20 protein-coding genes, 1 tRNA gene and 2 riboswitches are annotated in these 26525 nt (G+C 41.2%); of the genes, 7 read left to right on the forward strand and 14 right to left on the reverse strand.

From position 1 onward, the window contains the following. The first annotated feature begins 730 nt into the window (after positions 1-730). The 3 genes from ACTJKC_RS24585 (at position 731) to ACTJKC_RS24595 (ending at position 5527) form a co-directional block, all read left to right on the forward strand. On the forward strand, positions 731-2365 hold the full coding sequence (locus ACTJKC_RS24585) for a TldD/PmbA family protein (protein WP_440796219.1): 1635 nt from the start codon (positions 731-733) through the stop codon (positions 2363-2365). A 2-nt stretch (positions 2366-2367) separates the two neighbouring features. Beyond that, positions 2368-3684, forward strand: coding sequence for a TldD/PmbA family protein (locus tag ACTJKC_RS24590; protein WP_113951320.1), 1317 nt, complete (start codon positions 2368-2370; stop codon positions 3682-3684). Positions 3685-3886: 202 nt separating this feature from the next. Continuing rightward, positions 3887-5527, forward strand: a complete 1641-nt coding sequence (locus tag ACTJKC_RS24595; protein ID WP_440796222.1) for a TldD/PmbA family protein — start codon at positions 3887-3889, stop codon at positions 5525-5527. 380 nt (positions 5528-5907) lie between these two features. Here ACTJKC_RS24595 and ACTJKC_RS24600 read toward each other — a convergent pair whose 3' ends face one another. The 6 genes from ACTJKC_RS24600 to ACTJKC_RS24625 form a co-directional block, all read right to left on the reverse strand. Next, complete coding sequence (locus ACTJKC_RS24600; RefSeq protein ID WP_440796224.1) at positions 5908-6771, reverse strand: hypothetical protein; 864 nt, start codon at positions 6769-6771, stop codon at positions 5908-5910. An 8-nt stretch (positions 6772-6779) separates the two neighbouring features. Further along, complete coding sequence (locus ACTJKC_RS24605; RefSeq protein WP_440796226.1) at positions 6780-9548, reverse strand: TonB-dependent receptor; 2769 nt, start codon at positions 9546-9548, stop codon at positions 6780-6782. A gap of 88 nt (positions 9549-9636) precedes the next feature. After that, entirely contained in the window at positions 9637-10608 is a 972-nt protein-coding gene (locus ACTJKC_RS24610) for a cytochrome-c peroxidase (protein WP_440796228.1), read from the reverse strand. Positions 10609-10932: 324 nt separating this feature from the next. After that, complete coding sequence (locus ACTJKC_RS24615) at positions 10933-11574, reverse strand: YceI family protein (RefSeq protein ID WP_440796230.1); 642 nt, start codon at positions 11572-11574, stop codon at positions 10933-10935. Between the two features lie 29 nt (positions 11575-11603). Next, complete coding sequence (locus ACTJKC_RS24620; RefSeq protein ID WP_440796232.1) at positions 11604-12923, reverse strand: peroxiredoxin family protein; 1320 nt, start codon at positions 12921-12923, stop codon at positions 11604-11606. A gap of 287 nt (positions 12924-13210) precedes the next feature. After that, complete coding sequence (locus tag ACTJKC_RS24625) at positions 13211-14512, reverse strand: peroxiredoxin family protein (RefSeq protein WP_440796234.1); 1302 nt, start codon at positions 14510-14512, stop codon at positions 13211-13213. 158 nt (positions 14513-14670) lie between these two features. Further along, a riboswitch (SAM riboswitch) is annotated at positions 14671-14768 on the reverse strand. A gap of 789 nt (positions 14769-15557) precedes the next feature. On the opposite strand from ACTJKC_RS24625, the gene ACTJKC_RS24630 reads away from it, so the two are divergent. From ACTJKC_RS24630 to ACTJKC_RS24640, 3 genes are all read left to right on the forward strand, one after another. Beyond that, positions 15558-15628: transfer RNA gene (locus tag ACTJKC_RS24630), tRNA-Cys, on the forward strand. A gap of 16 nt (positions 15629-15644) precedes the next feature. Next, a riboswitch (SAM riboswitch) is annotated at positions 15645-15744 on the forward strand. A gap of 83 nt (positions 15745-15827) precedes the next feature. Continuing rightward, positions 15828-16010 carry a hypothetical protein gene (locus ACTJKC_RS24635; RefSeq protein ID WP_440796236.1) on the forward strand — a complete coding sequence of 61 codons (183 nt, stop codon included), beginning with the start codon at positions 15828-15830 and terminating at the stop codon, positions 16008-16010. Between the two features lie 35 nt (positions 16011-16045). Further along, positions 16046-16627, forward strand: coding sequence for a DUF4833 domain-containing protein (locus tag ACTJKC_RS24640; protein ID WP_440796238.1), 582 nt, complete (start codon positions 16046-16048; stop codon positions 16625-16627). 332 nt (positions 16628-16959) lie between these two features. Here the strand turns inward: ACTJKC_RS24640 and ACTJKC_RS24645 are convergent, their stop codons facing one another. The 6 genes from ACTJKC_RS24645 to ACTJKC_RS24670 form a co-directional block, all read right to left on the reverse strand. Beyond that, complete coding sequence (locus tag ACTJKC_RS24645; protein WP_440796240.1) at positions 16960-17175, reverse strand: hypothetical protein; 216 nt, start codon at positions 17173-17175, stop codon at positions 16960-16962. Between the two features lie 89 nt (positions 17176-17264). Next, on the reverse strand, positions 17265-17732 hold the full coding sequence (locus tag ACTJKC_RS24650; protein ID WP_440796242.1) for a hypothetical protein: 468 nt from the start codon (positions 17730-17732) through the stop codon (positions 17265-17267). A 35-nt stretch (positions 17733-17767) separates the two neighbouring features. After that, positions 17768-19093 (reverse strand): amidohydrolase, encoded by a 1326-nt coding sequence (locus ACTJKC_RS24655; RefSeq protein WP_440796243.1) that lies wholly within the window; start codon positions 19091-19093, stop codon positions 17768-17770. 137 nt (positions 19094-19230) lie between these two features. Next, complete coding sequence (locus ACTJKC_RS24660; protein ID WP_440796245.1) at positions 19231-20076, reverse strand: helix-turn-helix domain-containing protein; 846 nt, start codon at positions 20074-20076, stop codon at positions 19231-19233. Between the two features lie 130 nt (positions 20077-20206). Continuing rightward, positions 20207-21562: an alkaline phosphatase family protein gene (locus ACTJKC_RS24665; protein WP_440796247.1), complete on the reverse strand. Its 1356-nt coding sequence runs from the start codon at positions 21560-21562 to the stop codon at positions 20207-20209. Positions 21563-21742: 180 nt separating this feature from the next. Continuing rightward, complete coding sequence (locus ACTJKC_RS24670; protein ID WP_440796249.1) at positions 21743-22129, reverse strand: winged helix-turn-helix transcriptional regulator; 387 nt, start codon at positions 22127-22129, stop codon at positions 21743-21745. A 102-nt stretch (positions 22130-22231) separates the two neighbouring features. Here ACTJKC_RS24670 and ACTJKC_RS24675 point away from each other — a divergent pair, with 102 nt between their 5' ends. Then, positions 22232-23209, forward strand: coding sequence for an NmrA/HSCARG family protein (locus tag ACTJKC_RS24675; protein WP_440796251.1), 978 nt, complete (start codon positions 22232-22234; stop codon positions 23207-23209). 20 nt (positions 23210-23229) lie between these two features. Here the strand turns inward: ACTJKC_RS24675 and ACTJKC_RS24680 are convergent, their stop codons facing one another. Continuing rightward, positions 23230-24333: a PepSY-associated TM helix domain-containing protein gene (locus ACTJKC_RS24680; RefSeq protein ID WP_440796253.1), complete on the reverse strand. Its 1104-nt coding sequence runs from the start codon at positions 24331-24333 to the stop codon at positions 23230-23232. 4 nt (positions 24334-24337) lie between these two features. Beyond that, on the reverse strand, positions 24338-26503 hold the full coding sequence (locus ACTJKC_RS24685) for a TonB-dependent siderophore receptor (RefSeq protein WP_440796255.1): 2166 nt from the start codon (positions 26501-26503) through the stop codon (positions 24338-24340). Positions 26504-26525 lie beyond the last annotated feature (22 nt).

A 26525-nucleotide genomic window follows, 5' to 3' on the forward strand; every position in this document is an offset into this window, starting at 1 on the left:
GGAGAAATGTATGTCGAGAATTATAGGAGAGCGTCATAAAAGATAAGAAAAACTCTTTATTTGGAGTTTTTCTTAAAATAAATTTGCAATTGTGGTAAACCTAGAATACGACTGAAGCAAAGCGGAATGGAGAGATCTAAGAACAAAGATCTTCCAATAGATTTCTCCATTCCGCTACTGATGAAAAATCAGCAGCTTCAGTCGAAATGACGGATCGCGGGGGATGAAAATCGTATCGAAATCATTTAAGCCCTAGCTTTTCGCTTAATTTCCGTGCTTTTCTGTGTCTCTGTGGCAAAATTTATTCGATTTGCTGTTTGCTAACACTCGTTTCAAACGAGCGTTCAATAGCTTATCGTTTAAAACGATAAAATCGTAGAACTATTTCTGCACTCGTTTGGAAACGAGCGCAAGCATGAATCGATTCGTCATCCCGACTGAAGCAAAGCGGAATGGAGAGATCTAATAACAAACATCTTCTCACAGATTTCTCCATTCCGCTACTGATGAAAAATCAGCAGCTTCAGTCGAAATGACGGATCGCGGGGGATGAAAATCGTATCGAAATCATTTAAACCCTAGCTTTTCGCTTAATTTCCGTGCTTTTCTGTGTCTCTGTGGCAAAATTTATTCGATTTCCAGCTTTGAAACTAAAATGTTATACTCATTTCGGAATCATTAGCCTCAAAATTCGCTATATTGAGAACGTAAACTAACTAAACTGAACCAATTGAAAAGAAAAGATTTCCTCTACTTAACCGGAATGGGTATGGGTGCCTTAATCCTTCCCGACCTTTCTGCATTCGGAACGCCCATCGATCCTTTACAGGCACTTGATGGAGTGGATGTAAAAATTAAAAAAGAACTGGCCGATGTTGCCCTTAACGCTGCAAAATCGAAGGGTGCAACCTACGCCGATATCCGCATTGGACGCTACCTAAACCAATTTGTAGCCACACGCGAAAAACGCGTTCAAGGTGTGGCCAATACCGAATCGTACGGCGTGGGCATCCGTGTTTTGGCCAATGGATGCTGGGGCTTTGCCGCTACCAATAACGTAACTAAGGATGCCATTGCCAAAGCAGCCGAACAAGCCGTTGCCGTTGCAAAAGCCAATGCTAAAATACAGGGAGAACCTGTGCAACTCGCCCCTCAAAAGGGTTATGGCGAAGTAGGCTGGAAAACTCCGATCGAAATCAATGCTTTCGAAGTTCCTGTAAAAGAAAAAGTAGACCTGCTTTTGAATGTAAACGACGTGGCGATGCAGAACGGAGCCAACTTTGTAAACTCTGTTATTTTCGCGGTTAATGAGCAGAAATACTTTGCTTCTACTGATGGTTCTTATATCGATCAGGATGTGCACCGCATCTATCCTACCTTCAATGTAACCAAGGTCGACCGCGAATCGGGTAAATTTAAAACCCGTAATGCCCTAAGTGCTCCAAGTGGCAAAGGTTACGAGTATATGCACGCACGCCCCGAAGATAAAGTTACCGGTATTGTAACCCGTTACAAAGACCGTTACGATATGCTCGAAGATGTGAAAGAAGCAGCACGTGTTGCCAATGAAAAAGTAAAGGCAAAATCGGTTGAGCCGGGTAAATACGACCTGGTGCTCGATCCATCACACCTTTGGTTAACCATCCACGAATCTGTTGGTCATCCTACCGAACTTGATCGTGTTTTAGGCTATGAGGCCAATTATGCAGGTACCAGTTTCCTTACTTTAGATAAATGGGAATCTAAAAAATTCAAATTCGGCAGCGATAAAGTAAACATTGTGGCCGATAAAACCCAGGTTGGATCGTTAGGTGCGGTGGGTTATGATGATGAAGGCGTAAAATGCAAAAAATGGGATTTGATTAAAGATGGAGTTCTGGTAAGTTATCAGGCCATCCGCGATCAGGCACACATTATCGGCTTAACCGAATCAAACGGCTGCTGCTATTCGCAGGGCTGGGATGATGTACAGTTTCAGCGTATGCCAAATGTTTCACTTCAACCGGGTAAAGAAAAATTAAGTGTTGACGACATGATCAAAAATGTAGAAAAAGGTATTTATATCATCGGTGACGGCAGTTTTTCTATCGATCAGCAACGCTACAATTTCCAGTTCGGCGGACAGATTTTCTACGAAATTAAAGAAGGCAAAATTGTAGGCATGCTTAACGATGTGGCTTACCAGGCCAATACACAGGAGTTCTGGAATTCCTGCAATTCGATCTGCGATGCAGGCGATTACCGTTTAGGTGGTTCGTTCAATGACGGAAAAGGTCAGCCTTCGCAAAGCAGTGCCGTTTCGCATGGCAGTTCTACTGCACGGTTTAATGGAGTTAATGTTATCAATACAGCAAGAAAAATATAATTATGGCCATATTAAGTAAAGAAGAAGCCCAGGCGATATTAAAAAAAGTAGTCGGTTTTTCTAAAGCCGATTTCTGTGAAGTAAGTTTAAGCGGTTCGGACGGCGGAAACATCCGTTATGCACGTAATGCCGTTTCTACTGCAGGCCAGATCAGCACCATGAGTTTAGGGGTAAGCTCAACTTTTGGTAAAAAAACAGGTTCGGCAACCATTAACGAATTTGACGATGCCTCTTTGCAAAAAGTGGTAAAAAGAGCAGAAGAACTGGCCATGCTGGCACCAGAAAACCCTGAATTTATGCCACCATTAGGTCCGCAAACATTTGCCGAATCGAATACCTTCAATGCAAAAACTGCTGCCATTACACCTGATACCAGGGCCGAAATGGTGGGTAAAAGTTTGAGCGTTTCAAAAGCCGCCGGTTTAGATGCTGCTGGTTTCCTCGAAAACGCTACCCGTTTTAATGCAATCATGAACTCTAAAGGTTTGTTCGCCTACAACAAAGGTACCAACGTATCTTTCTCGGTTACCGTTAGGAACAAACAGGGAACAGGTTCGGGTTATGTAGAGCAGGATTTTAACGATCTTGATAAAATGGATACCCTTGCGCTAAGCAAAATTGCAGCAAGCAAAGCCAATGGCTCAGCGGGAGCAAAAGCCATCGAACCCGGAAAATATACCGTTATTTTAGAACCACTTGCAGCCAGCGATATTATTGGCAACATGTTCAGGGGCTTCGATGCCCGGAGTGCCGACGAAGGCCGGAGCTTTATGAGTAAAAAAGGTGGTGGCACACGTTTAGGGGAACAATTGTTCTCTGAAAATGTAAATATCTATTCCGATCCCATGAATACCGAAATCCCGTCTTCAACATTTACAGGCGAAGGTTTACCGGTAAAAAGGACGCAGTGGGTAGAAAAAGGTGTGGTAAAAAACCTATCCTATTCAAGATATTGGGCTGCACAGAAAAATGTTCAACCCCTTCCATTTAGCCGCAGCATGATTATTGAAGGTGGCAATCAGTCACTGGAAGAGCTGATCAAAAGCACTGAGAAAGGCATTCTGGTAACCCGTTTCTGGTACATCCGTTCAGTTGATCCGCAAACCTTATTATTAACAGGGCTAACCCGTGATGGTACTTTTTATATCGAAAACGGCGAAATCAAATTCCCGATCAAAAATTTCAGGTTTAATGAGAGTCCGGTAATTATGCTTAACAATGTGGAAGCATTGGGTAAACCTGTAAGAACCGGAAGCGGATTGATTCCGCCAATGAAAATCAGGGATTTTACCTTCACTTCATTGTCAGACGCGATTTAACGAAGCAATCTGCAAAAAAACTCCGTCATTGCGAGGTACGCCCCTAGTTACCGTCATCTCGACTGAAGTGCAACGAAATGGAGAGATCTTTCTTGATAGATTTCTCGACTGCGTTGCACTCCGCTCGAAATGACGACCTTTCGAGGAATGTCACCCTGAGCGAAGTCGAAGGGCCGAAAACAACTTATAAAAACTTTAAAAATTGAGAAGAAGAGATTTCCTATACATGACAGGTGTTGGCCTTGGCGCCAGCATGATCCCCAACATCCCTGCTTTTGGCAAAATTATTTCTGTTGAAGAATTTTTAACTCCTGTTGATATTGTCCTGAAGAAAAAAATGGCCGATGTTGCCCTTAATGCAGCAAAAAGCAAGGGTGCAACTTATGCCGATGTACGGATTGGCCGCTACCTGAACCAGGTTGTAGCCACCAGGGAAACACGGGTAGAAAACATCTCCAATTCCGAATCTTATGGTTTGGGTGTACGTGTAATTGCCAACGGAAGCTGGGGTTTTGCCGCCACCAACAATATGGATGATGCTAGCATTGCCAAAGCAGCAGAAGCTGCCGTTGCCATTGCAAAAGGCAATGCCAAAATCATGGAAGAACCCGTTCAACTGGCTCCGCAAAAAGGCTTTGGCGAAGTAAGCTGGAAAACCCCTATCGAAATTAATGCTTTTGAAGTACCCATTGCCGATAAAGTGGACCTGCTTTTAAAAGTGAACAGCGAAGCCATGAGAGGCGGTGCGAAATACATCAGTTCCAACCTCTTCATGATCAATGAGCAGAAATATTTTGCTTCAACCGATGGCTCTTATATCGATCAGGATATCCACCGGATCTGGCCAACTTTTACGCTCACCAAAACCGATGCGGCAAGTGGCAAATTCGAAACCAGAAATGCATTAAGCGCACCCATGGGTATGGGTTTTGAATACCTGAAACCTAAAGACGAAGAAAAAATTAAAGGCGGTCCCGTTACGATGTACAAAAAGCGTTACGACATCCTGGAAGATGTACGTGAAGCCGCCGTACATGTTGACGAAAAGTTAAAAGCAAAGCCCATTGCCCCCGGTAAATACGATCTGGTATTGGATCCTTCGCACCTTTTCTTAACCATTCACGAATCGGTTGGACACCCTACAGAGCTCGACCGTGTTTTGGGTTACGAGGCCAATTATGCCGGAACGAGTTTCCTGACACTGGATAAATGGGAATCGAAAAAATTCAACTTCGGGAGCAAAGAAGTAAACATTATTGCCGATAAACTGGAAACAGGATCTTTAGGCGCTGTGGGTTACGATGATGAAGGTGTAAAATGTGGGAAATGGGATATCATTAAAGACGGAATCCTGGTGAATTACCAAACCATCCGCGATCAGGCGCATATTTTAGGTTTAAAGGAATCACAAGGTTGTTGTTATGCAGATAGCTGGGATAGTATCCAGTTTCAACGAATGCCTAACGTATCTTTAGCGCCTGGAAATGCTGCTTTAAGCGCAGCAGATATGGTTAAAAATGTAGAAAAAGGCATTTATATGTTCGGCCGGAATTCTTATTCCATTGATCAGCAACGTTATAATTTCCAGTTCAGCGCACAACTGGCTTACGAAATTAAAGAAGGAAAAATTGTGGGCATGTTTAAAGATGCAGCTTATCAGGCCAATACCCAGGAATTCTGGAATTCATGCGTGCAACGCTGCGATAAAAATGATTACCGCCTGGGCGGAACCTTTTCGGATGGGAAAGGACAACCGGGGCAGGCAAGCGCCGTTTCGCATGGCAGTGCCACCACCCGTTTTAATGGTGTTAATGTGATTAATACGGGAAGGAAGTTGGGGTAAGGCCCCTCTCGTCATCTCGACCGGAACGCAGTGGAGCGCCCACCTGCTTCGGGCAGGGAGAGATCTATCTCGAGAAAGGCGATTGTATCGCCACAAATATTCGATCCTGCATTGCAAATGCTGCTTTCAGTGATCCTCATATAAACGAGGGGCATTATTTACCATATAAGAAATATAAGACCATTTAAGCTTATATTCTCTTAAATGTCTTATATGGTAAAGACGATAAGCAAAAAAAGATCCTTCGCTGCGCTCAGGATGACAGCATCTTAAACAACAAAGGGGCATTCTATCCAGACATGCCCCTTTTTCTAACCAAATATAAACCTGTTTGAGCCAGGAGTTTCTTCTATCGGTTGGTATCTTACCAACCGAAAATGTTAATTATGCATAATAATCGTTGCGGTAATAGCTGGTGTTCCAGCTATTGTACCGTTGATATAAACCGTGTAAATTTTCCCAGCCTCGAAAGTGGCTGCATTTAAAGCATTGTTTGTTAATGGAATCACCGCTTTTGTAGTGTTATCTTTTATCAATAAACTCACATTGGTGCCTGCATCTACTTCTTTAAATGGACCCAGCGTTCTCCAGCTCAAGCCTTCAATTACTGCAGGTGCTTTCCCTGATGTGTAAGGAATAATGGTTTGGTTACCAAAATTACCATAAGCTACACCAGCAAATATTTCTGTTCCGGCGGCATAGGTAAGATCAACTTTTGGTGCATCGGGCGAAAAATTGGCAAACCTGATTTTGGCTTTACCTGCTGCAGGAAGGGTTAAATCATCATATACCAGGATCAAACTATCAATATTACCCGGATTTAACGTACTTGTTAATTTTTTCTTCACGGTAAACAAACTGTGTGCAAAATCTGCAATGGGCCCGTTCGGACCAGCAAAAGATGCCGAATTGGTTTCCTGTACGAAATTTGCGCTTCCACCAAAAACATAAGATGCTTTGTAAGATGGCTCTGTTCCTTCCGTGAGGTTAAACTGAACTTTTCCGTATTGGGTATCTAAATAACCTGTTGCCGTATTGCGTTGCAATGCAGTAGTCGTAACTTTTCGGGTAAAATCCCAGAAATTAACGGCCGTAACCGATTGGCGTGCATTGATAAATTTAACTTTTGCACTTAAAGGTGGCCTGTCGCCGGCATTAATATCGAGGTAATCTGTCTTTTTGCATGAAGCAAACAATGAAACGGCTAATACAAAAAATAATGTTGGAAATTTATAAATTCTCATCTGTGGTCTTATTTAAAGGTTGCCGAAAGTCGGATAAAAGGTTGTAAACCGGTGCTTGTTCCCGATTGTGCCGCACTTGGTGAATTTGTACGGGTAATATTACTTCCCGGCGCAGGGATAGAATAATCGCCCAGCACATTGAAGAGGTTATTTACACCAACGGTAGCCTGTAGCAGAGGCGTAATCCGATACCCTGCCGAAATATCGGTAATCCATATCGGACTATAGGTTTGATAATAATAATCAGGTTTCGGAAAATTGGCATTTAACTGACTCACTGCCGATACGGATCCAAAATATACGCTTCGCAGTAAAAAGTTAAACTTGTTAATGTTGTAGGTTCCCTGCAGGGTAATTTTAGTTTTTGGGATGCTACGGGTTACACGCACCTCTTCGCTTTCGTCGAAAATGATGTAACGGTAAGCCTCCAAACCTTTAGGTGTATTTACTTTGGTAAGCGTTGTTTCTTGCAGATTTGCACCCGCCAAAAAGGCTACATTACCGCCGTTGGGCAATAAAAAACGATAACTTCCTGTAAATTCGATGCCCCTGGTGCGTGTACTGAATGAATTATAGAAAAACTTGGCCTGTATGGTACCGGTTTGTACAAATAGTGCCCTTACATCCGCAGGTAGATTGGCATCTGTAGCAGAAAAACGTCCGGTATTTCCTACACGGTCTTTAATGTCGATCTGATAGGCATCAACCGTTAATTCTACGTTCTGGATCGGCTGTGATGTCAATCCTGCAGAATAACCTTTCGATTTTTCGGGTTGTAGCGATGGAATACCCAAGGCTTTGGTTGCAGGATTTACATTATTTGCCGTAACCTGATCTATCGCAACTCCGTTCTGAAAGGTAGTAGAGGTTTCTGTGTAGTAAAACTGTGCCAGATCGGGAGCCCTGAAACCGGTATTGTAACCACCACGAACGGCCAGCCATTTAGCGAAACCGTAACGCGTTGCGGCTTTGTAGGTGGTTACGCTTCCAAAATCGGAATAATTTTCTACCCTAACCGCGCCTGATAAAAGCCATTTATCGGTTACGTTCAATTCGAGATCCGCATAAGCAGCAGAAATAGAACGTTTCACATTCACTTCATTTGATGGCCTGAAACCGGCATGGATCTGCGAACCCGGAGAAAGTCCGTTTAAAGGTGTGCTGCCCGCAGCTACGAAATATGGAATGCCCCCAGTGGTATAACCAATAGAATAAATGGTACTTAAATCGGCTTTCGAATAAGAACCTTCTTCGCCTGCAATAATCTGATAGGTTTCTACGCGGTACTGTCCGCCAAAGGCAACATTCAGACCTTTAAGTACTTTATCAAATTTCCTTGAAAAATCTAAACTTCCGCTGTTCTGTGAAGCATTGTAACTGCCCGCATTAAAGGTACGAGGTGTTTTTTGACCTAAACTGGCATTCAACGTATTGCTGATGATGTTATCAAAAGCATTTCTCCCGTAAACATTGGATACGTCGAAGTTCCATCCGCTTATCTTGCCTTTTACACCTATTGCCAGAGATTGATCGGTGATGATGTTATCCATGGCAGGCAGAAATCCATCCGGATAAACAAAGGTATTGTTGCGCTCTGTCCAGCCCGGCAAACGGTATACAGCGGTAAACTGCGAGTTACGGTGACTGATGCCACCGAATGAATATACTTCAAAACCATCTCTCAACGGGATTCCGGCATTGAATGATAATAAACCATCTTTGGATTTATTGGTGGATCCACGCTGATCAAAGAAATGCCGGTCGATACCGCGGCTGGCAATAATGGCATCATCAATTTCTTTGGTATAGATCTGGTCAAAACCCCTGGTATTGGCTCCGCCACCATAAGCCGGACCGATGTAAATCCCATCTGAATCATTTCCGGAAGGAAGTGAAACCGCTTGTGTGGCATATTCGCCAGTGATATTCAGGAAACCTTTTGCGCCCAGTTTTAGTCCGATATTAGCATTGCTCCTGGTGGTTAAGCCATCTCCCCTGCGGCGGATACTTTCAATCGTGCTTGCCGTAATTTCATCAGGAGTATTTTTCAGCACCACGTTAATTACGCCTGCAATGGCATCCGATCCATATTGGGCCGCAGCACCGTCGCGTAAAATTTCGATACGATCTATCGAACCCACCGGAATGGCATTCAGATCGTATCCGGTTGCCCCGTTACCCAAACCGCCCCAACTGATGTTCGAGCTTTTATGTCTTCTTTTTCCGTTTACCAGCACCAATACCTGATCTACGCCCAGGCCTTTCAATTGTACGGTAGAAGTTGCCGAAGCGGCATCGCCACCACCGGAAACCGAAGAGTGGAAAGATGGTGATACATACTGGAGTAACTGCGTTACACTGGCCTGTGGTGAGGTTTGCTGCAATGTTTTTAAATCGATTACATCTACCGGAACAGGCGAATTAAGTTTGGTTCGGTTAGCATTCCTCGAGCCTACAATCTGTAATTCGGTTAAAGTATTATCAGCTTGTTCGAGCGAAACGTTCAGTTTGGTAGCCGATCCAATTTCTACGATGGCGGTTTTATAACCGATGTAGGATACTTCGATAAAGCGTCCGTTTTTGGTTGAAATTTTAAATGCGCCATCCTTATCTGTAACGGTAGAGCCATCTAATCCCTTGATTCTTACCGATACGCCAGGTAATGGTGACTGATCTTCTGCAGCAACCACCACCCCGGTGATGATCCGCTGCTGGGCAACTAATTTTGAGTAAATAACTGTACTCAACAGTAATATGAATAGTAATTTTATCTTCATGTTGTTTATTTTGGAATAGACATACCAATGGCCCTTCGACCTTTTTTCGGGTTGAAAAATGTTTTAAAATTGATTTTTCGGGTTTTGGCTATTGGCCTGTTTTATGGTTTGGTTTTTGAAATCTGTCGTCGGTTAGCGACAGTAAAAAAGCTTCAATATCGTTTATGTCGGTTTCGCTTAATCCCAATGGTTTATTTAGGGAAAGGTCCCTGTTTTTGCCATTTTTAATTACTGCGTCTGGGTTATTATAATACTGGATTACTTCTTTTAGCGTTTTAAACATCCCATTGTGCATATATGGGGCCGTTAAGCCAACATTTCTTAAACCCGGGATTTTAAAATGTCCTTTATGTTCCGGATTACCGGTTACCTCAAATCTACCCTGGTCTTTCAACTCTTCATCGTTAAATAATCCTATGCCTTTAAAACGATCGGCAGTAAAATCTTCACCCGAATGACAGTTGTTACAGTTGGCTTTTCCGATAAACAACATTCTGCCCCGTTTGGCATTTTCGGATATCGCTTTATCATCACCATTGATGTAACGGTCATAAGGACTATTTGCGGTTTCTAAAGTCCGTTCGAAAGAAGCAATGGCCAGCAGTAAATTCTTTTGGGTGGGCGGTGCATTAAAAATCTTTTGAAAAAGTGCTGCATATTCTTTGTCTTTCTGTAATCTATCGATGGCATCAGCAATGGGCAGGTTCATTTCAACCGGATTGATGATGGGTTGCAAAGCCTGATCTTCGAGAGAGGCAGCCCTGCCATCCCAAAAAAGATTCGGCCGGCCCGAAAGGTTGGTTACCGATGGCGAATTACGCGTTCCCTTAGTTCCGCCAACACCTAAACTTACCCTTGCGGTATCGGCAAAAGCAAACTCCGGTTTATGGCACGAAGCACAGCTGATGCTTTTATCTTTGGAAAGAATCGGATCAAAAAACAATTTTTCGCCCAAACGCTCCCTGCTGTTGATTACTGTCGGATCATCGGCACCAAAACCGGCCATCAGTATCACTAAGGTGATAAGACTTAGGGGGATTATGAGTTTGCTTTTTTTCATTGGTTTATTGGGGTAATATCGAATCGTCATGCTAAAGAGTGTCGTCATCTCGACCGGAGCATCGCGGAGTGGAGAGATCTATTTCAAATCATATTGACTGTCATTCTGAACGCAGTGAAGAATCCCTGGCCGATGAAACACGGAACCCGATCGATACGCAGAAATGAATACCTTACTTGCATGATAGACCCTGATCCCGATGAATCGGGACAGGGTGACGACTGTAAAGATTCTTCGTTGCACTCAGAATGACAACCAGGTAATAGCCAGAGGCAGGGAGAACAAACATCCTCCCACACTCCACTAACCTTAACAAGAGATTTTTTAATTATTGGCAACAAGCTGTACATTCAGCTCAAAATCATCATAAATGGTTTTGTCGCCGAGGTTTTCAAAAAAGCTTTTTGATCTGAATTTGATATCATACTTGGTTCTGTCGATAATAATTTTTGCATTGGCCGTTACTTTGTTGCCATCTTGCTTAACCGTAGCCGGGAAAGTAATTTCGTTGGTAATGCCTTTAATGGTGAGTTTTCCTTTTACATTATAAGTACCCGCACCTGTACTTTGGGCCGAAGTGATATTGAAAGTAGCTTTATCAAACTTATCAACGGCAAAAAAATCAGCACTTTTTAAGTGGCCCAACAATTTTGCATTGGTTTCTTTATCCGTTAAATCGGTTACCGCAATGGTTTTGGTATCCAGTTCAAAGCTTCCGCCTTTTAGCACTTTATTATCCAGGGCCAAAGATCCCGAAGTAACATTGATGGTTCCCGAATGTTCTCCGGTTACTTTTTTAGCCAGCCAGGTTAGTTTACTCTGTTCGGCATTTACTTTATAGTTTACCAGTTTACTTACCGAAGTTTCGGCAGGTGCTTTAAGTTTAGGTTTTGGTCCGTTTAAAGCGGTTAAAGATCCAGCTACGATGGTGGTAGCAATGAGTGCAATCGTTTTGTACTGTAACATTATATTTTGGTTTTTAGTTGAGGTGGTATCTATTTTCCATTTGCCTGCGCCTCAAAATAGGCTGCCGATGGTACTGGTTCTGCAATTAATTCGTCCAGTACTTTATTGAATTTTTTCTCATAATCATCGTAGTATTTTCCAGTAACAGTTCCGGTGTATCCGGTGTAGATTTCGCGTACTTCACCCTTACGGTCGATGATAATGGTGGTTGGGTAAGCAATAAATTTGTTCAAAGCCGGAAGTTTATCGGCAACCAAACGTTTATCAGCCAGTCCTCCGAACAGGATATCGTATTTGATATTGTATTTATCGCGGAGTTTACCCAGGGTATATTTTCCATATTCGAGGTCGTCTTTCTGTTCGAAACCGATCGCAATAGCCTCTACACCTCTTTTGCTGTTTTTATTGAACCAGGGCGAAAGAAATACGGTTTGATCGGTACAGTTAGGGCACCAGGTACCTACCAATTCTACAATCACCACTTTACCTTTATATTTATCGTCGGTTAACGAAACCGGTTTGCCGTTGAGGTCTGGAAAAGTAAAAGCAAGTTTTTTAACACCTTCTTTTAAGTGTGTTAATTTGTAGGGATCAGGCAGTTCGGCTTTGCTGTCTTTTACACCTGTAAACTTTAAGTTATCGTAAATCCCCTGACTGATTTCGCCAGAAAGTGTACCGTCTTCGTTAATGGTACCTTTATATATTTTCGGGCTCGGGCCGCTAAAGCCTGAAAGCACAAACTGGTTTCCCTGTACGGTACCTTCGAGTTCGCGACTATCGCCGGTTACCTGCATAATTACGCCGGTAAGTTTATTGCCTTCCTGTTTCAGTATGGCTACTTTATTTGGGACAGCTTCTTTCGAAAATCCTTTAAATTCCCATTTACCGGTTAAATTGGCGGTAGGTGCTACATCTTTACCAGGTTCAACAAAGCGATACGATTTGCCTTGTTCGGCAGTAAAAGGTAAAGCATTACCCTGTAAACCTGGCACCAGGCTTTTATATTCGCCAGAGATCCTGCCATCGCTTTCTATTTTAGCTACCAAAGCGGCATCGTAGGTATTCATTTTGATGAACAAAGAATCCTGACCTAAATATTTGATGTGGAAATCGTCTCTGCGGGTTCCGTTTAACAGCGTGAAAGTAGCATGCTCAGCATCTTTTCCTTTAAGTTCGAAATTAAATGGCACTTCGGTTTCAGCAACCTTGAATACGCCTCGCCATATTCCTTCTTTTATAAATTTTTTGGCCACTTTTGGCTCTTCATCTACTTTATTTACAGCAAAAGCTGCAGTAGAAATGAGGGATGCTAAAGCCAGCACCTGCATTTTAGCATAGTAATTTTTCATCTTTTATAATTTTAGGTGTAGGTTAAAATATGGGCTGTATCTCAATTTTTTGACGTATTCTTGGACGAGTTACTTTGGCAGAATAAAAAAGTCCGTCATTGCGAGGCACGAAGCAATCTTAAAGCGCACACTTTTAGCGATCGTTGTAAGATTGCTTCCTCGGCTGAAAAAGCCTCCTCGCAATGACGACGTTTTGCGTCCATTCAATAACCAGGAAACTTCTCTGTCAATCATACTATTAACAAATCTTTATATACAGCCCAATATTTAATATAGTTGGTTTGGTTTTATTTACTTTTTAGTGTTTCGGTTGCGGCGAGCTTTTCGGGCACTGGTTCAGCAATCAGCTCGTCTAACACTTTATTGAATTTGGCTTCGTAATCGTTAAAGTATTTTCCGGTTACGGTTCCGGTATAACCGGTGTAGATTTCCCGCACATTTCCTTTTCTATCGATAATAATCGTAGTTGGGAAAGCAATGAATTTATTGAGCGCAGGCAATTTTTCGGCCACCACTTTTTTATCGGCAATACCACCGAACAGAATATCATAAGTGATATCATATTTTTCTTTCAGCTTGCCTAAGGTATATTTGGCATATTCCAGGTCATCTTTCTGCTCAAAACCAATGGCTATGGCTTCTACCCCACGTTTTTGGTTCTTTTTAAACCATGGTGAAAGAAATACCGTTTGATCTGTACAATTCGGGCACCAGGTACCAATGGTTTCGATAATCACTACCTTACCTTTGTATTTATCATCACTTAAAGAAACATTTTTCCCGCTCAGATCAGGGAAGGTAAAATCAAGTTTGCTGTAACCTTCTTTAAGGAAAGTAAGTTTATAAGGATCAGGAAGTTCGGCTTTTTCGTTACGCTGACCATCAAATTTCAGGTTTTTGTAAATTCCAAAACCCTGTTCGCCGGTAATGCTGTTATCATCGTTGATTTTTCCCTTCACAATAAAAGGACTCGGCCCGGTAAAACCCGACAACTCAAATTCATCGCCCTGTACGGTACCTTCGAGCTCGCGGGTATCGCCTACAACGGTCATAATTACACCGGTAAGTTTGTTGCCGTTCTGTTTTAACAAAGCAATTGAGGCCGGTACAGCTTCTTTGGTATAGGTTCTAATTTCCCACTTACCAGTAATGTTGTGTTTTGGAGCTACATCTTTACCCGGTTCTACAAAGCGGTAACTTTTGCCATGTTCGGCAACAAAAGGCAAAGAATTGCCCCTGAAACCGGGTACCAGACTGCGGTATTCGCCAGATAAGGTACCATCAGTTTCGATCTTCGCGACCAGCGCCGCATCATAAGTGTTCATTTTTACGTAAATCGAGTCGTCGCCGCGTCGTTCTACATGAAAATCATCACGTCTGGAACCATTAATGAGCGTTAAAATGGCTGTTTGTGGTGTTTTTCCTTTTAACTGGAAGTTAAAAGGCACTTTTGATTCGCTTACACTAAACTCTCCCCTCCAGATCCCTTCTTTAGGGAACGGTTTTGCCACCCTGGCTGATGCAATGCCGCCCAGTAGCAAAACTGAGGTGGTTAGGCATGCAATTTTTGAGGTAATTCTCGTTTTCATAATCATCATTATTAGTTAAACACTATCGTTTTAGAGTTTTTGATAACAAGGCACAATGATTCGCACAGAAAACCATACAGCAAGGCTACAGGCTGTTTATCAGCTGTTATTGCATCATGATCCTTAACGAGAAACAGTGTGTTTACTTGTTATCGGTTAATTTATAATCTATTGCTAGATCAGTTTGAGCACTTTTTCCTATGGAAAGTTGCTAGAAGTTCAACGAGTACTGACTCTCCCTTCTTCTGTATAAATCAACTAATTAATGGTGGTGAATTAATTAGAGTAATAACCTAAACTAGTGGTGGTGATTAGTTTTGGCTGTTCCTGATACCCCGGCAACTTATTGACTGAAATACATGACCACCATAATATTCTATCAAAATGCCCCGGGGTACCAGGATTTTTAAATGAGAATATCTGAATGAAAACCTTTATCAGGTGATCCGTATCTTAGCTTATATTAGCGGCAACAGCAGTTATACTGACCTGAAAAATTGATCAGAGAATATGGCTGAGGTTGTCTGCGGAGTTTCATATCGAACGTAGATTTGCTAGTGAACTGTTTTAATTTTTTGTAAAAGTATAAACTTTGAACAATTTAAACAAGTATTCCTATAGATTTTATAGACTTTATTTATAATCAACTGATTTACAGTAGAATAATTTATTTTTTTTAGCAGAGAGCGCTGGGGAGAGAGCATGGAGGGAGAGCATGGAGGGAGAGCATATCGCTTCGTCATCTCGACTGGAACGCAGTGAAACGGAGAGATCTATCTAGAGATAGATTTTGCTTCGCAGAGCCTTCGGGTTCTCAACTACGGTCGAAATGACGGTATTTGAAGGAAGTGAACGCAACGCTTGGTTCATTCCATCTTCCATTTTACATCTTCCATCAAAAGATCCTTCGTTACACTCAGGATGACAAGCCGAAAAAACAAATTAAAAAAAAGCTACTATTTCTATAGAATTTATAGAATTAATTTTTACCTTTGTTCTGTCTTATACGAAAAGCAGATAATAAGCTAATCGAAAAAGAACACATAGTCATGTGGCCGAGTGGCGAGGTAAAGGTCTGCAAAACCTAGTACGGCGGTTCGATTCCGTCCATGACGTCTGAAATTGTATTACATACTTATCAAGAAAGACGGAGGGAATGGCCCTTTGATGTCTTAGCAACCTGTTTTTAACAAGGTGCTAATTCCATCTGCAGGTAGCAGAAAAGATGAGTTTGAAAATAGCCGACGCGACTATTTTCGGCGAATGACTAACGGCTATCCCCTCTTTCTGAAATTGGTAACCTAAATTTTAAGAAATGTCAGTTCATTTTGATTACCCATCAATCAGGGATTTTTTTGAAATCCATGGAAACACATCCTGCGAAAAGTTAAACGACTATGAACATTGTAAGGCCGAATCAGACCGGCTTTATAACGAACAATTAAAAGAAAGCGAAGAAGAAACTCCAAAGGAAAATCAAGAAAAAACTGACACCTGAGCTGAAATAAAAGCTCTCCATTTAAAAAACCTAAAATGCATTTCATACCACCGCCATTTTCAATATCGACCAAAAACTTATTTTTAACCGTTTTAAGCCTTTTTCTTTTCATAACCCAATCCCGGGCACAAGCAAAAGACCCCTCTCCCATTAATTTCCCTACGCCTAAAAATATAGATCACATGCTGTTTTATCTGCAGCGCGATCCGAATACAAATACACTTATTTATGCTTTAAATTTAGAAAAAAATGGCAGTCTCAACGCTGATAATCCCATTGAAGTATATTGGATCCGTTATGGAGAGAAAGGGCAAAAGAAAGATCTCGGTTATATCCAGCGAAAATTTGCCTATGGTATTGATACAAAAGCATTAGGAGGCGATAAATACGAATTTCGCTTTGTATCGCATAAAAAGCTACCTTTTTATCTGCAACGCTCCGCTGATAAAAGTTATCATGCTTCGGTAACGATTAACAACCATACGATTAAAGTTAGCCGCTTGTTTATAAGGATACAGGGCGGAAGTTTCTGGCTCCCGAATGTAAAATATGCCGAGATAGAGGGAACTGATGAAGCAACAGGTAAGCCTATTGTGGAAAGGGTAAGTGTAAAGTAGTCTTTCGACTCCGTACATGTTTATTAACCTCAAAGGATACTGAGGGAAAATGCAAAGAGCGTAACCTGCTGTCATTCTGAACGTATTGAAGAATCTTTTATGAATAGTAAATTTACTGATAAAAGATCCTTCGTTGCACTACCATTGATAGAATCCACTAGAAAAATCGTCATCCCGACTGAAACGCAGTGGAATGGAGAGATCTATCTTGAGGTAGACTCCTCGACTCCGCACTCCTCTTGAAATGACGACCTGCCTCTTTAACAACTTCTATTACTTTGACTCCTTTTTGTTATCAATAGCAGCACTAAAAGTTTTATTAAACTCTCCTTTTATCCAGGTCGTTTTTCCACTTTGTTGTATAGGTGGCGCAATGATGTAATTTCCGGTTCGCTATTCAGGATAACCACCATATTATTGGCATTTACTTCTGTGCGATACTTTCCGATAAAAGGGCTTTGTTCGTTTTTAAAACTGATGGCGGTGAACATTAAGCCAGCGCCTAAAAATCCCAATAAAAGGGATTTGGTGTCCAATGTAATTTTCATATTCTAAAGATTTATTTGTGTGTAAATTCAAGATAAGACTTTTGAACGCCACATTTTCATTCTATCAGAAATATTGCAATCTGCCCAAGTTAAATTTTGAACATGAGATAAGTTAAAGCTATCGCCACAAGGAAAATAATCAACAATTTGATTAAAAATCTTTTGAGGGGATTCTGGCTGTTGATGGCATTATTGGAAATAAGATTTTGAATGTCGGTATCCCTGCTTTGCTGTGCAATATTGCCGCTAACCATGTACTGCATCAGCTTTTCCACATAGTCTTTACTTTCCGCCAGGCCTACACCCGTGGCATCTTTGTAATGTTTAATTGCAGCCAATTTATTACCCTGATTTAAAATAGCCAATACCTGTTCATCCAGATGAACAGGATTTGATGAAGGTTGCTGAAAACCAGCCTGTAAACCATCTATATAATCTTTGGCTTCTTTTAAACCGCAGCGGGTATGATCGATAATTAACTTTACTGCCAATATTTTCTGGTTATTGGCGATAAGTAATTGTGCTTCTTGCTGTAATTCGGGGCTAACATTAATCATAATTTAAGTTAGCAAAATATAAACTAATAATTAAATCAAAAAACCAGGTTCCCTTCATGGATTAATGATTTAACAGGTGATACCCTCGAAACGGCTTCGGCAGAGCAGCTCGCATCAACCAGCACCAAATTGGCCTGATCGCCAGTTGAAGGCCATTGTCTTTTACCTTTATCATCCAAAGGAAGGATGTTACCTGTAGCCAGTTTTAATATCCTCGAAAGCTCAAATTCGGTACGGTAACCGTAAATCTGGGCAGCAATGTTCGCTTTTTGCAGAATGCTGCCCGTGCCAAAGGTATTCCAATGGTCTACAATGCAATCGTTACCTGCAAGTACTTCTACACCATATTTGTAAAGCATTGGAATGGGCATCGGACTGCCCGAAAGTGGAATGGTTGATGCAATACCTACTTTTGCAGCACCCAATTTTTCAGCTATTTCTTCGGTTTTCGATTTGTCAAGATACCTCAAGGCAAAAGCATGACTTACATAAGTTTTCCCTTTCAAAACCGGGTTCTCGTTTACTTTATTAATCAGGTATTCGATGGTTTTAATTCCGGATTCTCCTGATTCGTGAAGATGGATATCAATGCCTTTTCCATTATCCAGGGCCAGTTGAACTACAAAATCCATGTGTTTTTCGATCCCGCCATCAATAGAAGTCGGATCGAGTCCGCCGATAAAATCGATGTTCATTTTGGCTGCTTCTTTTAATAAATCAGCAGATTTGGTGTAATAAATTCCATGCTGAGGGAAAGCCACCAGCTCAGCCCCGAAAGACTTACTTTTATTTTCTAAGGCAGTTTGTAAATGTTTTAAAGAATCGAGTTGGGAAGTAGGATCGATATTTACGTGCGACCGTGCATAACTGGTTCCGTACGATTGAAGCAACCCGATTAGTTTTTCTGTACGCGGAATGGAAGTTTTTAATAATTCAGGAATTACCTGTTGCTCAAAAGCGATCATATCCTTTACCGATTTGTTCTTTTTTAAATGAGCCTGCCACGGTAAACCATAATAGGTTTTATCGAGGTGGATATGCATGTCCCTGAAAGCCGGAAGCATCAATAACCCTTTAGCATCAATCGCTTTTACTTTGGGTTGATTAGGCAGTACATTTTTGATCTTCCCTTTTTCAATCTCTACCGTAAAAAGTTCTGTTTTGGTGTGGATTACTTCATCACCATCGTAGTCGAATCCGGTTTCAAGCCTTACATTTTTTAAGGTAAGTGTTTTATCTGTAGAATTTTCTTTTAGCATTTCATTTGCCTTTGCTCCTTCTGCTGTAGGAATACAGGTGCTTGCAAGCAAAATAGAAGAGCTTTTGATAAAATCTTTTCGGGAGATCGGTTGTGGATTCATCGTAACAGGGTTTTCTTAATTACAAATGTAAGATCCTGTCAGTTTTTTTAGTAGTAGGATTTATTTCAAAAATTGTATCATTTATAACTATTGATTCAAATTTTTTAATAATGGACTACAATTTACAGCTTTATTCATCACTGTTCACGAAAAGCATGTGGAGTAATCTGCGTATGTTTTTTAAAGAATCTGGAAAAATAGGCTACATCATAAAAGCCGAGATCGAAAGCGATTACTTTAATTGGTTTTTCGGTAGTTAATAAGATCCGCTTTGCCTCAAGGATCAATCTCTCGTGAATAAGTGCTGTAGCTGATACATTGAAATATCTTTTACAGAGGATATTCAGGTAATTTGCCGAAATATTCAATTGATCGGCATAAAAAGCCACGAGTTTTTCAGCTTTATAATGGGCATCAATCAGCGATCGGTATTTAAAAAGCAAGGGTTTAGTTTGGTAAACGGTTTGGTTATTAAAAATAGTTTCCGATTCCCGACTGATCATCAGGGCAATGAGCCTGGTTCTGGACTGTACAATTTCCCATAATATATCAGGCTTTGCAAGTTCATTTTTAATCTGTTTAAACTCGTATAAGATATCCTGATAGGCTGCAACACTTAAATTGATAACCGGATAATTCTGGTACAGAATTAACGAAAACCGTAAAGAATTAGCCAGGGTTTGGAAGATACTCCTGCTAATCATCAACTGATGCGCATGGGTATTTTTCTGTAATTCCCATTTATGGATCTGCTCAGGAAACAATAAGTGTAACTGCCTGCCCGCAACCTGGTGATCGATAAAATCGATACTGTGCGTGCCACTCCCCTCTTCGAATAACATAAAGAGGAAAAAATCGTGTTTATGTGGCTTTTCGATGTGTCTTTCCCCGATGATTTCGTGGTACAATAAATTATTTCCCGCATCCTGACTGGGCCAAAATTCGCTGATATCGAGCGTTGGAAAATTTGTAATCGCATCCATTGGCGAAAATTAACATTTAATAATGGATGTAATATGGAAAAATGTAAAATGGATGATGGGGAGTAGAAAAAATCGTCATTTCGGATGCATTCGAAATGACGATCTTAGAAAGAGACAAAGAGAGAAAATCTTATTTCTTAACCGGAGCCAGCAAGGCTGGGTACAAAACGCCGTCGGTTTTAAGGTTCAGGTTTAACAATTTTGCAATTAAAGGCGCAATATCTTCCTGCCCCATTAATGGCAACACAGTACCCTGTTTAATGCCTTTACCAAAAACAACAAAACCAGTCTGGATTTCTTTAAAATCAGTAGGCAGGTAGCCATGGGTACCACCGCTGGCAGGGGTAAGCATTTCGCCCGATGCCGCAGCGCCAAAACTAAAACCCTGGTTGGCAGCCAGTGCCATAAATGCGTTCGGATCGCCCTGTGCTTTGGTTAAAGCTTCTTTATCCAGTACATGGAAAGTTTTTTTAATACCTTCAGGAAGATCGTTTAAAGCCTGTTTAACTTTTTCTAAAGTGGCTTTATCTTTTGGATCTCTCAGATGCAGGAAAGAAGAACCACCGCTCTGCTGGAAATAAGCTTTCCAGCTTTCTCTGTTTGTATCGCTGTATAAGCCCAATTTAGCCAGCATTACGTTTAGGTTAACCTGGGTATGGATATCTACAAAACCATGATCGCCTGTAATAATGAAAGTGGTATTTTTACTGATACCGGCAGCTTCTGCCGCATCTATAATGGTTTTAATGGCTACATCAGCACCAACAATCGCTGATCGTACTTTATCACCATCTCTACCCTGCTCATGTTCAAAATGATCAAGCAGTGCAATATGCAACGCTAAAAAAGCGGGTTTATACCTTTTCAGGATATAAGCGGCCATTCTTGATTTGTTCTGATCGCTGGTAAAAAAATCAATCGAAGCACCGAATTCACCAAATTTACCGATGGCATTATCCTGAACTTCCTGAAAAAGTTCTTTCGGATTCGATTCCTGCAACATGGCTTTAATTTCATCTTTCTTTTCGCCTTTACCCTGTGGCAGGATTACATATTCGGGCAGGTTATAGTTAATCGGTGCGCCTACAGTAACCGGCCAGCTTACGCCTGCAGTAGTTAAACCCGCATCTTTAGCAGCTGTCCAGATGGTAGGTACCTTAATATCTTTGTAATACCAGAACCATTTGCCCGAAATACCCAGAGGCTCAACCGGTGTGTTATAATAAATACCATGTTTTGCAGGCAATACACCACTTACAATAGTAGTATGCGAAGGATAAGTTACGGTAGGAAAACTCCCGCGCACACCTTCTGCGTAAGATCCTTTGTTCATGCCCTGGCGCACGTTGACCATGCCCCACTGCGGGTCTAAATAAAATTCGGGACGTAAACCATCTATACTGATCAATACTACGTGATTCTCCTGGGCGGATAAATACCCTGCCGAAAGCCCAAGTATGGCGATCAGCGAAACGATCTTCTTCATAAAATTATTTTTACGCGAAGGTATTTGTGTAAGATGCCGGTAAAGTTGCGTAATGGTTAAGAAAATATTAAGAGCAAGTAACTTTAAGGATAGAAAATTTTAACAAGATTACCTTTAAACTCATAAGAATGAATTTTATTTCAATTACCACTCATGTTAGTATGTATCAATCACATTCAATCAGGTATTCGCTGCCTGAGTATTTATAAATTCTCCTTTTTGTTCCGCGATGTGGTTGCCCCATAAAAGAATGGCGTTGAGTAAGGGTATGCACGATCTGCCAAATTCTGTTAAGCCATAAATAACTTTAATAGGCGGCTTTTCACCATATACCTTCCTTGAGATTAAGCCATCCTCCTCTAATTGCTTTAATTGCAAACTCAGTGTTCTTTCAGTTACGCCAGGCATTTCTTTTCTGAGCTCGTTATAGCGTTTATCAGCATCTTTTAAATGATACAAAATGACGGTTTTCCATTTTCCACCGATCAGATCCATCGCTAAACTGACAGTGCAGGGATATAACTTTTCGTTAACTTTTATATAGTCACTTTCACATTCTATATTCATAACCATTAATTCTTTAGGCCTATCCAATTGGATAGTTATTGCAAATTTATGTAACTATAAATAGTTTTGCAACTATACTTTTTATAGCTTAATTTTTTAATCATGAAATCCAATCTAAAAATAGAAAATGCATCAATACAAAAAGATAAACCACTCATTACGATCACCGGTGTTTTGGGTAAGCAGGGAATTAGTGTTGCCCGTACACTATTAAATAGTGGACGTTATCGTGTGCGTGGTATTACCCGCCGTATTGATTCGCCTGAGGCACTGAATTTAATCGAAAAGGGTGCCGAACTGATCAGTATACCGCTTGATCTGGGATATGAGAAAGATTTTGTAGAAGCGTTCCGTGGCTCAGATGTTGTTTTTATGATGACACCCAATATAGCACCTCCACAAACGCACGAGTTTGATTTGGGTAAACAGCTGGCAGACTCGGCAGTTAAAGCAGGCGTAAAACACCTTATTTTCAGCAGTTTGGAAAATGTAGATAAAATTACGGGAGGCAAAAAATTTGCACCCCACTTTACTGATAAGGCGAATATTGAAGAATACATCCGCACACTTCCAGTTACAAGTTCATTTATCTACATGGCCTTTTTCTACACTAATTTAATGGAGTTCTATACGCCCAGGATTGAGGGTGATACACTCGTGTTTCCGATATATTTGCCAAAAAATTTTCGTGCCCCATTTGTTGATCCGCTTACTGCTACAGGACCTGCTGTTTTAGAAATTTTATCAAATCCAGACAAGTATGCTGGCAAATCTTTACCAGTAATTGGTGATATTATTTCCCCCCAGGAAATGGTAGATACTTTTATTAGTGTTACCGGAAAAAAAGCTGTATATAGTTCTGCTTTTACACGGGCAGATTTTCTTGATTATTTTCCTGAATTTAGTTCAAACGAGCTTTTAGTACGCGAAATACTCGGAATGGCAGAATATGCTGTTGGTTATGGTTATTTCAGTAAAGACCGCGATTTGTTATGGAGCCGTTTAACAAACCCAAATAGCCTGAACTGGGAACAATTTCTTCGCACCACTGGCTGGCAGGGCGAAAAGCTTTCCATTTGATTATTTTATGCGCTTGTTAGTTAGATATGAAACTTCCTTTTACGCTTAAACCAAAGTAATGCACCCGTAACAGAAAGAAACCCCGGCAATAAACCAAGCAATACATAAAATAATTTTAGTAAAACACCACCAAAAGCACCAATGTGAAGCTGGTACATCCAGGCATCAAACCGTGCAGCGAAAGGCTGTTTTTCGATGATACTCGTTTTTAGTAATCTCCCGTTGTTCTGATCGAAAGAAAACCCACTCTCCTTGCCGCGATAAAGCTGATTTCCACTGCTTGGCATGTGTCCGCGAACCTGTACCGGAATTCCAGGTGAGGTAGGAATATTTACCGCAATGGGCTCAAAGCCCTTAACCAGTTTTCGCGAAGCAGCAACAAGCGAATCGATATTCACTTTTACCAAAGTATTTTTAACCGGTGGATTTATTTTCCATGTTTCGGAGCTAAAATGTTCCCTATTCATCCAAAAACCCGTAAAAAACAGTAATGCGGTAAATAACATGGCCCATACGCCAATAATTCGGTGCAAAGAGGAAATAGCCGTCCCCGAATTTTTAAAATTAAGGCCTGCCCGAAACCGAAGCGCATCCCAGAAATGTTTCCGATACACAATTATTCCCGTGATTAATGAAAGCAGCATAATTAACCCGATTATCGCCGAAAACAGTTTACCCGGCATCCCCAATTGCAGGCTGTAATGCAGCGAATATAGCCAGCGAAAGAATGAAGGCTGAAGATCGGCATAACTCCCTTCTTTCAATATCTCGCCCGAATAAGGATTTACACAGATATAATAAAGGTAATTTTTAGTGATTTGCTGTTGATTCAGGTAAATCATAAACTCATAGCTGTCGTACTTGTTAACAGGAAAATCATGCAGTACAATTTTCTTAAGATTAGGATGAGAACGTACCAGATTTCTATAAATCGCATCCGCCCCCAACCTTTTCCCCTGAGGCGTAATATGATGTAGCTCGGGATTGAAATATTTGTCCAGTTCCCCACGGAACATGAGTATGGCGCCGGTTATCCCATAAAAAAGAAAGAACAGCCCGGCCATCAGACCAAGCCATCCATGAAGATTGAATGCCCATTTGGTAAAGCTGTTCTTTCTTTTCATCTCCTTAAAAATTATATCCAACCGTTAACCTGAATTCTCTTGGCGCAAATGGTACGTAGGCATTTAATCCAACCGGATTTGAAGACACTGGCGTAACCCAGGCACTGCCATAGTTATTGCGATTAAGGATATTGTTTACAATGGCATTCACGGTAATGCGGCTATCGGTCCAGCCAATGCCACCATCCAGCCTGAAAATGGGCGCAATGGCCAGGTTATTCTCCACGGAATAGCGACCAGAACGGCCAGATTGAAGCTGGTAACCACCCGAAATGGTAAATGAACCGGGCAGCCCAAGCGGAAGCCTGTAATTTAGCCAGGTATTTTGAATATGTTTGGTAAGGTATGGGGAAGGAAGTCCGATTAGTGCTGTATTGGCATCTTTTGAAATTTCTGCATCAGTATATGCATAATTGATTACAGCGTTAAGTCCTTTAACAATTTCTCCTTTCAGGTCGAATTCGATCCCCTTAGCTTTAGTTTGACCAATTTGCGACTGTAATAGTGTTGCAGGCTCGGTGACAATGATATTGTCGCGGGTTAACCTATAGAAAGATAAGGTTGTATTCCACTTGCCGTTGGCCCAGTCTTTTTTCAGGCCAAATTCAAAATTTTCTCCTTTTAGGGGTTTAAAAACTCCTCCGGCAGTACTTAAACCACTTTGCGGGGTGTAAGTATTATCGTAAACGGCATAAGCGGCAAAATCGCTCAAAATTGAATAACTGATCCCGGCCCTTGGTGTAACTACCCAGTCTTTCACTTCGCTCACCGTTGGAATGGTCACAGCACTTTTTGATCCCGTAATCCGTGCCGCCACAGTAACTCTTAATTTATCATCCAGCATATTCAGTTCATCTTGTGCATATGCGGCATAATATTGAACAGATTGTTTGTTGGTAGCGATATCTTTTAACGCTCCATCTCTTTTGTTCGAATCGAAACTGATTCCATACACCGGGTTGTTGATATCCAGGTAATATAAGGCTGGATTAGCGGTTTTATCGTTATAGCCCGAATAAGCCAAAAGGTTTTTACGGTTGGCATCTACCCCACCCAAAAGTTTATGCGTAATACTTCCGGTTTTCACTTTTCCATTTACGAAAGCCTGAAAAGCATAAACATTAGTGTTGAACCTTTCGTAAGTTACGCGCCTAGGCAATAAATTCGGGGCAGCCTTATTGTAACTGGAAACAAAAAAGTAATTCCCATCTAAATGGCTGCCTGCAAAAACTCCTTTTGCGGTTAAATGCCAGTTTTTTCCAATCTGGTTTTCATAAGTCAGAAAAGCATTGTTTTCCGAACCTTTAACTGGTTCTTTATTGGGATCAGCGATGCTAAAATCCCTCGGTAACGAAGCAAATCCATCAGGCGTAAATACGGTAAGCAGGTACTGTAGAAATTTTTGTTTTTGGTAAATGTATTCGGCGGTGATGGATGAATGGTCGTTAATGTTGTATTTCAGTACCGGATCAATCACAAATTTATCGTTGAAGGCAAATTTCTGAAAGTATTTGGCTTTTTGCCCAACCACATTTAACCGATACTGCCATTTTTTGTTTTTATCAAGGTTTCCATCAAAATCACCGTTCAAACGAAAAAGATCAAAACTTCCGGCAGTAAAACTGACGTTGCTGGCAGATATTCCTGAAGGACTTTTCGTTACGATATTGAACGAACCAGCCGGATCGCCAATGGCATTCATAAAACCGGCCGGACCTTTGATAAATTCCATGCGATCTATAATGGCGGCATCCTCAGGCATCGGTCCGTAATAAATCATAGAAAGATCTACCCCATTGCGAAGCGTATTTACACCAGCACCACGCATAAAAATAAAGGGGCCATAAAAATCGGCGGTATTATTGCGGATGGCACCACTTACATTCCGCGTAACACTTTCGTTGATATTAATGGCCTGCTGATCTAAAAGGATGCTTTTGTCAATCTCCTGGATATTCTGCGGCAATTGCAACAACGGAGTGGTCTGTTTTAAAGTAGCCGACGATTTACCAATATTATACCGACGGTAATAGCGCGAGTTAATATCAACGGTTTGCAAATGTTTAACACTATCAGTTTTCGTAGTATCTGTATTTTTTGTTTTGCCATTCTGTGCCATTACCCCGACAGGCATAGCCAGAAATGCAAATAGCATAAATCTGTATGTCATAATTTTTGGGAAAATATCCCTG

This window comes from Pedobacter sp. 22226 (assembly GCF_052045455.1).
Lineage (GTDB): Bacteria > Bacteroidota > Bacteroidia > Sphingobacteriales > Sphingobacteriaceae > Pedobacter > Pedobacter jeongneungensis.

Coding starts and splice junctions, on each gene's coding strand:
- ACTJKC_RS24680 (WP_440796253.1), bottom strand. CDS start 24,333: ATGAAAAGAAAGAACAGCTTTACCAAATGGGCATTCAATCTTCATGGA.
- ACTJKC_RS24670 (WP_440796249.1), bottom strand. CDS start 22,129: ATGAATATAGAATGTGAAAGTGACTATATAAAAGTTAACGAAAAGTTA.
- ACTJKC_RS24645 (WP_440796240.1), bottom strand. CDS start 17,175: ATGAAAATTACATTGGACACCAAATCCCTTTTATTGGGATTTTTAGGC.
- ACTJKC_RS24640 (WP_440796238.1), top strand. CDS start 16,046: ATGCATTTCATACCACCGCCATTTTCAATATCGACCAAAAACTTATTT.
- ACTJKC_RS24600 (WP_440796224.1), bottom strand. CDS start 6,771: ATGAGAATTTATAAATTTCCAACATTATTTTTTGTATTAGCCGTTTCA.
- ACTJKC_RS24590 (WP_113951320.1), top strand. CDS start 2,368: ATGGCCATATTAAGTAAAGAAGAAGCCCAGGCGATATTAAAAAAAGTA.
- ACTJKC_RS24655 (WP_440796243.1), bottom strand. CDS start 19,093: ATGAATCCACAACCGATCTCCCGAAAAGATTTTATCAAAAGCTCTTCT.
- ACTJKC_RS24685 (WP_440796255.1), bottom strand. CDS start 26,503: ATGACATACAGATTTATGCTATTTGCATTTCTGGCTATGCCTGTCGGG.
- ACTJKC_RS24625 (WP_440796234.1), bottom strand. CDS start 14,512: ATGAAAACGAGAATTACCTCAAAAATTGCATGCCTAACCACCTCAGTT.
- ACTJKC_RS24635 (WP_440796236.1), top strand. CDS start 15,828: ATGTCAGTTCATTTTGATTACCCATCAATCAGGGATTTTTTTGAAATC.
- ACTJKC_RS24620 (WP_440796232.1), bottom strand. CDS start 12,923: ATGAAAAATTACTATGCTAAAATGCAGGTGCTGGCTTTAGCATCCCTC.
- ACTJKC_RS24605 (WP_440796226.1), bottom strand. CDS start 9,548: ATGAAGATAAAATTACTATTCATATTACTGTTGAGTACAGTTATTTAC.
- ACTJKC_RS24615 (WP_440796230.1), bottom strand. CDS start 11,574: ATGTTACAGTACAAAACGATTGCACTCATTGCTACCACCATCGTAGCT.
- ACTJKC_RS24675 (WP_440796251.1), top strand. CDS start 22,232: ATGAAATCCAATCTAAAAATAGAAAATGCATCAATACAAAAAGATAAA.
- ACTJKC_RS24610 (WP_440796228.1), bottom strand. CDS start 10,608: ATGAAAAAAAGCAAACTCATAATCCCCCTAAGTCTTATCACCTTAGTG.
- ACTJKC_RS24665 (WP_440796247.1), bottom strand. CDS start 21,562: ATGAAGAAGATCGTTTCGCTGATCGCCATACTTGGGCTTTCGGCAGGG.
- ACTJKC_RS24650 (WP_440796242.1), bottom strand. CDS start 17,732: ATGATTAATGTTAGCCCCGAATTACAGCAAGAAGCACAATTACTTATC.
- ACTJKC_RS24660 (WP_440796245.1), bottom strand. CDS start 20,076: ATGGATGCGATTACAAATTTTCCAACGCTCGATATCAGCGAATTTTGG.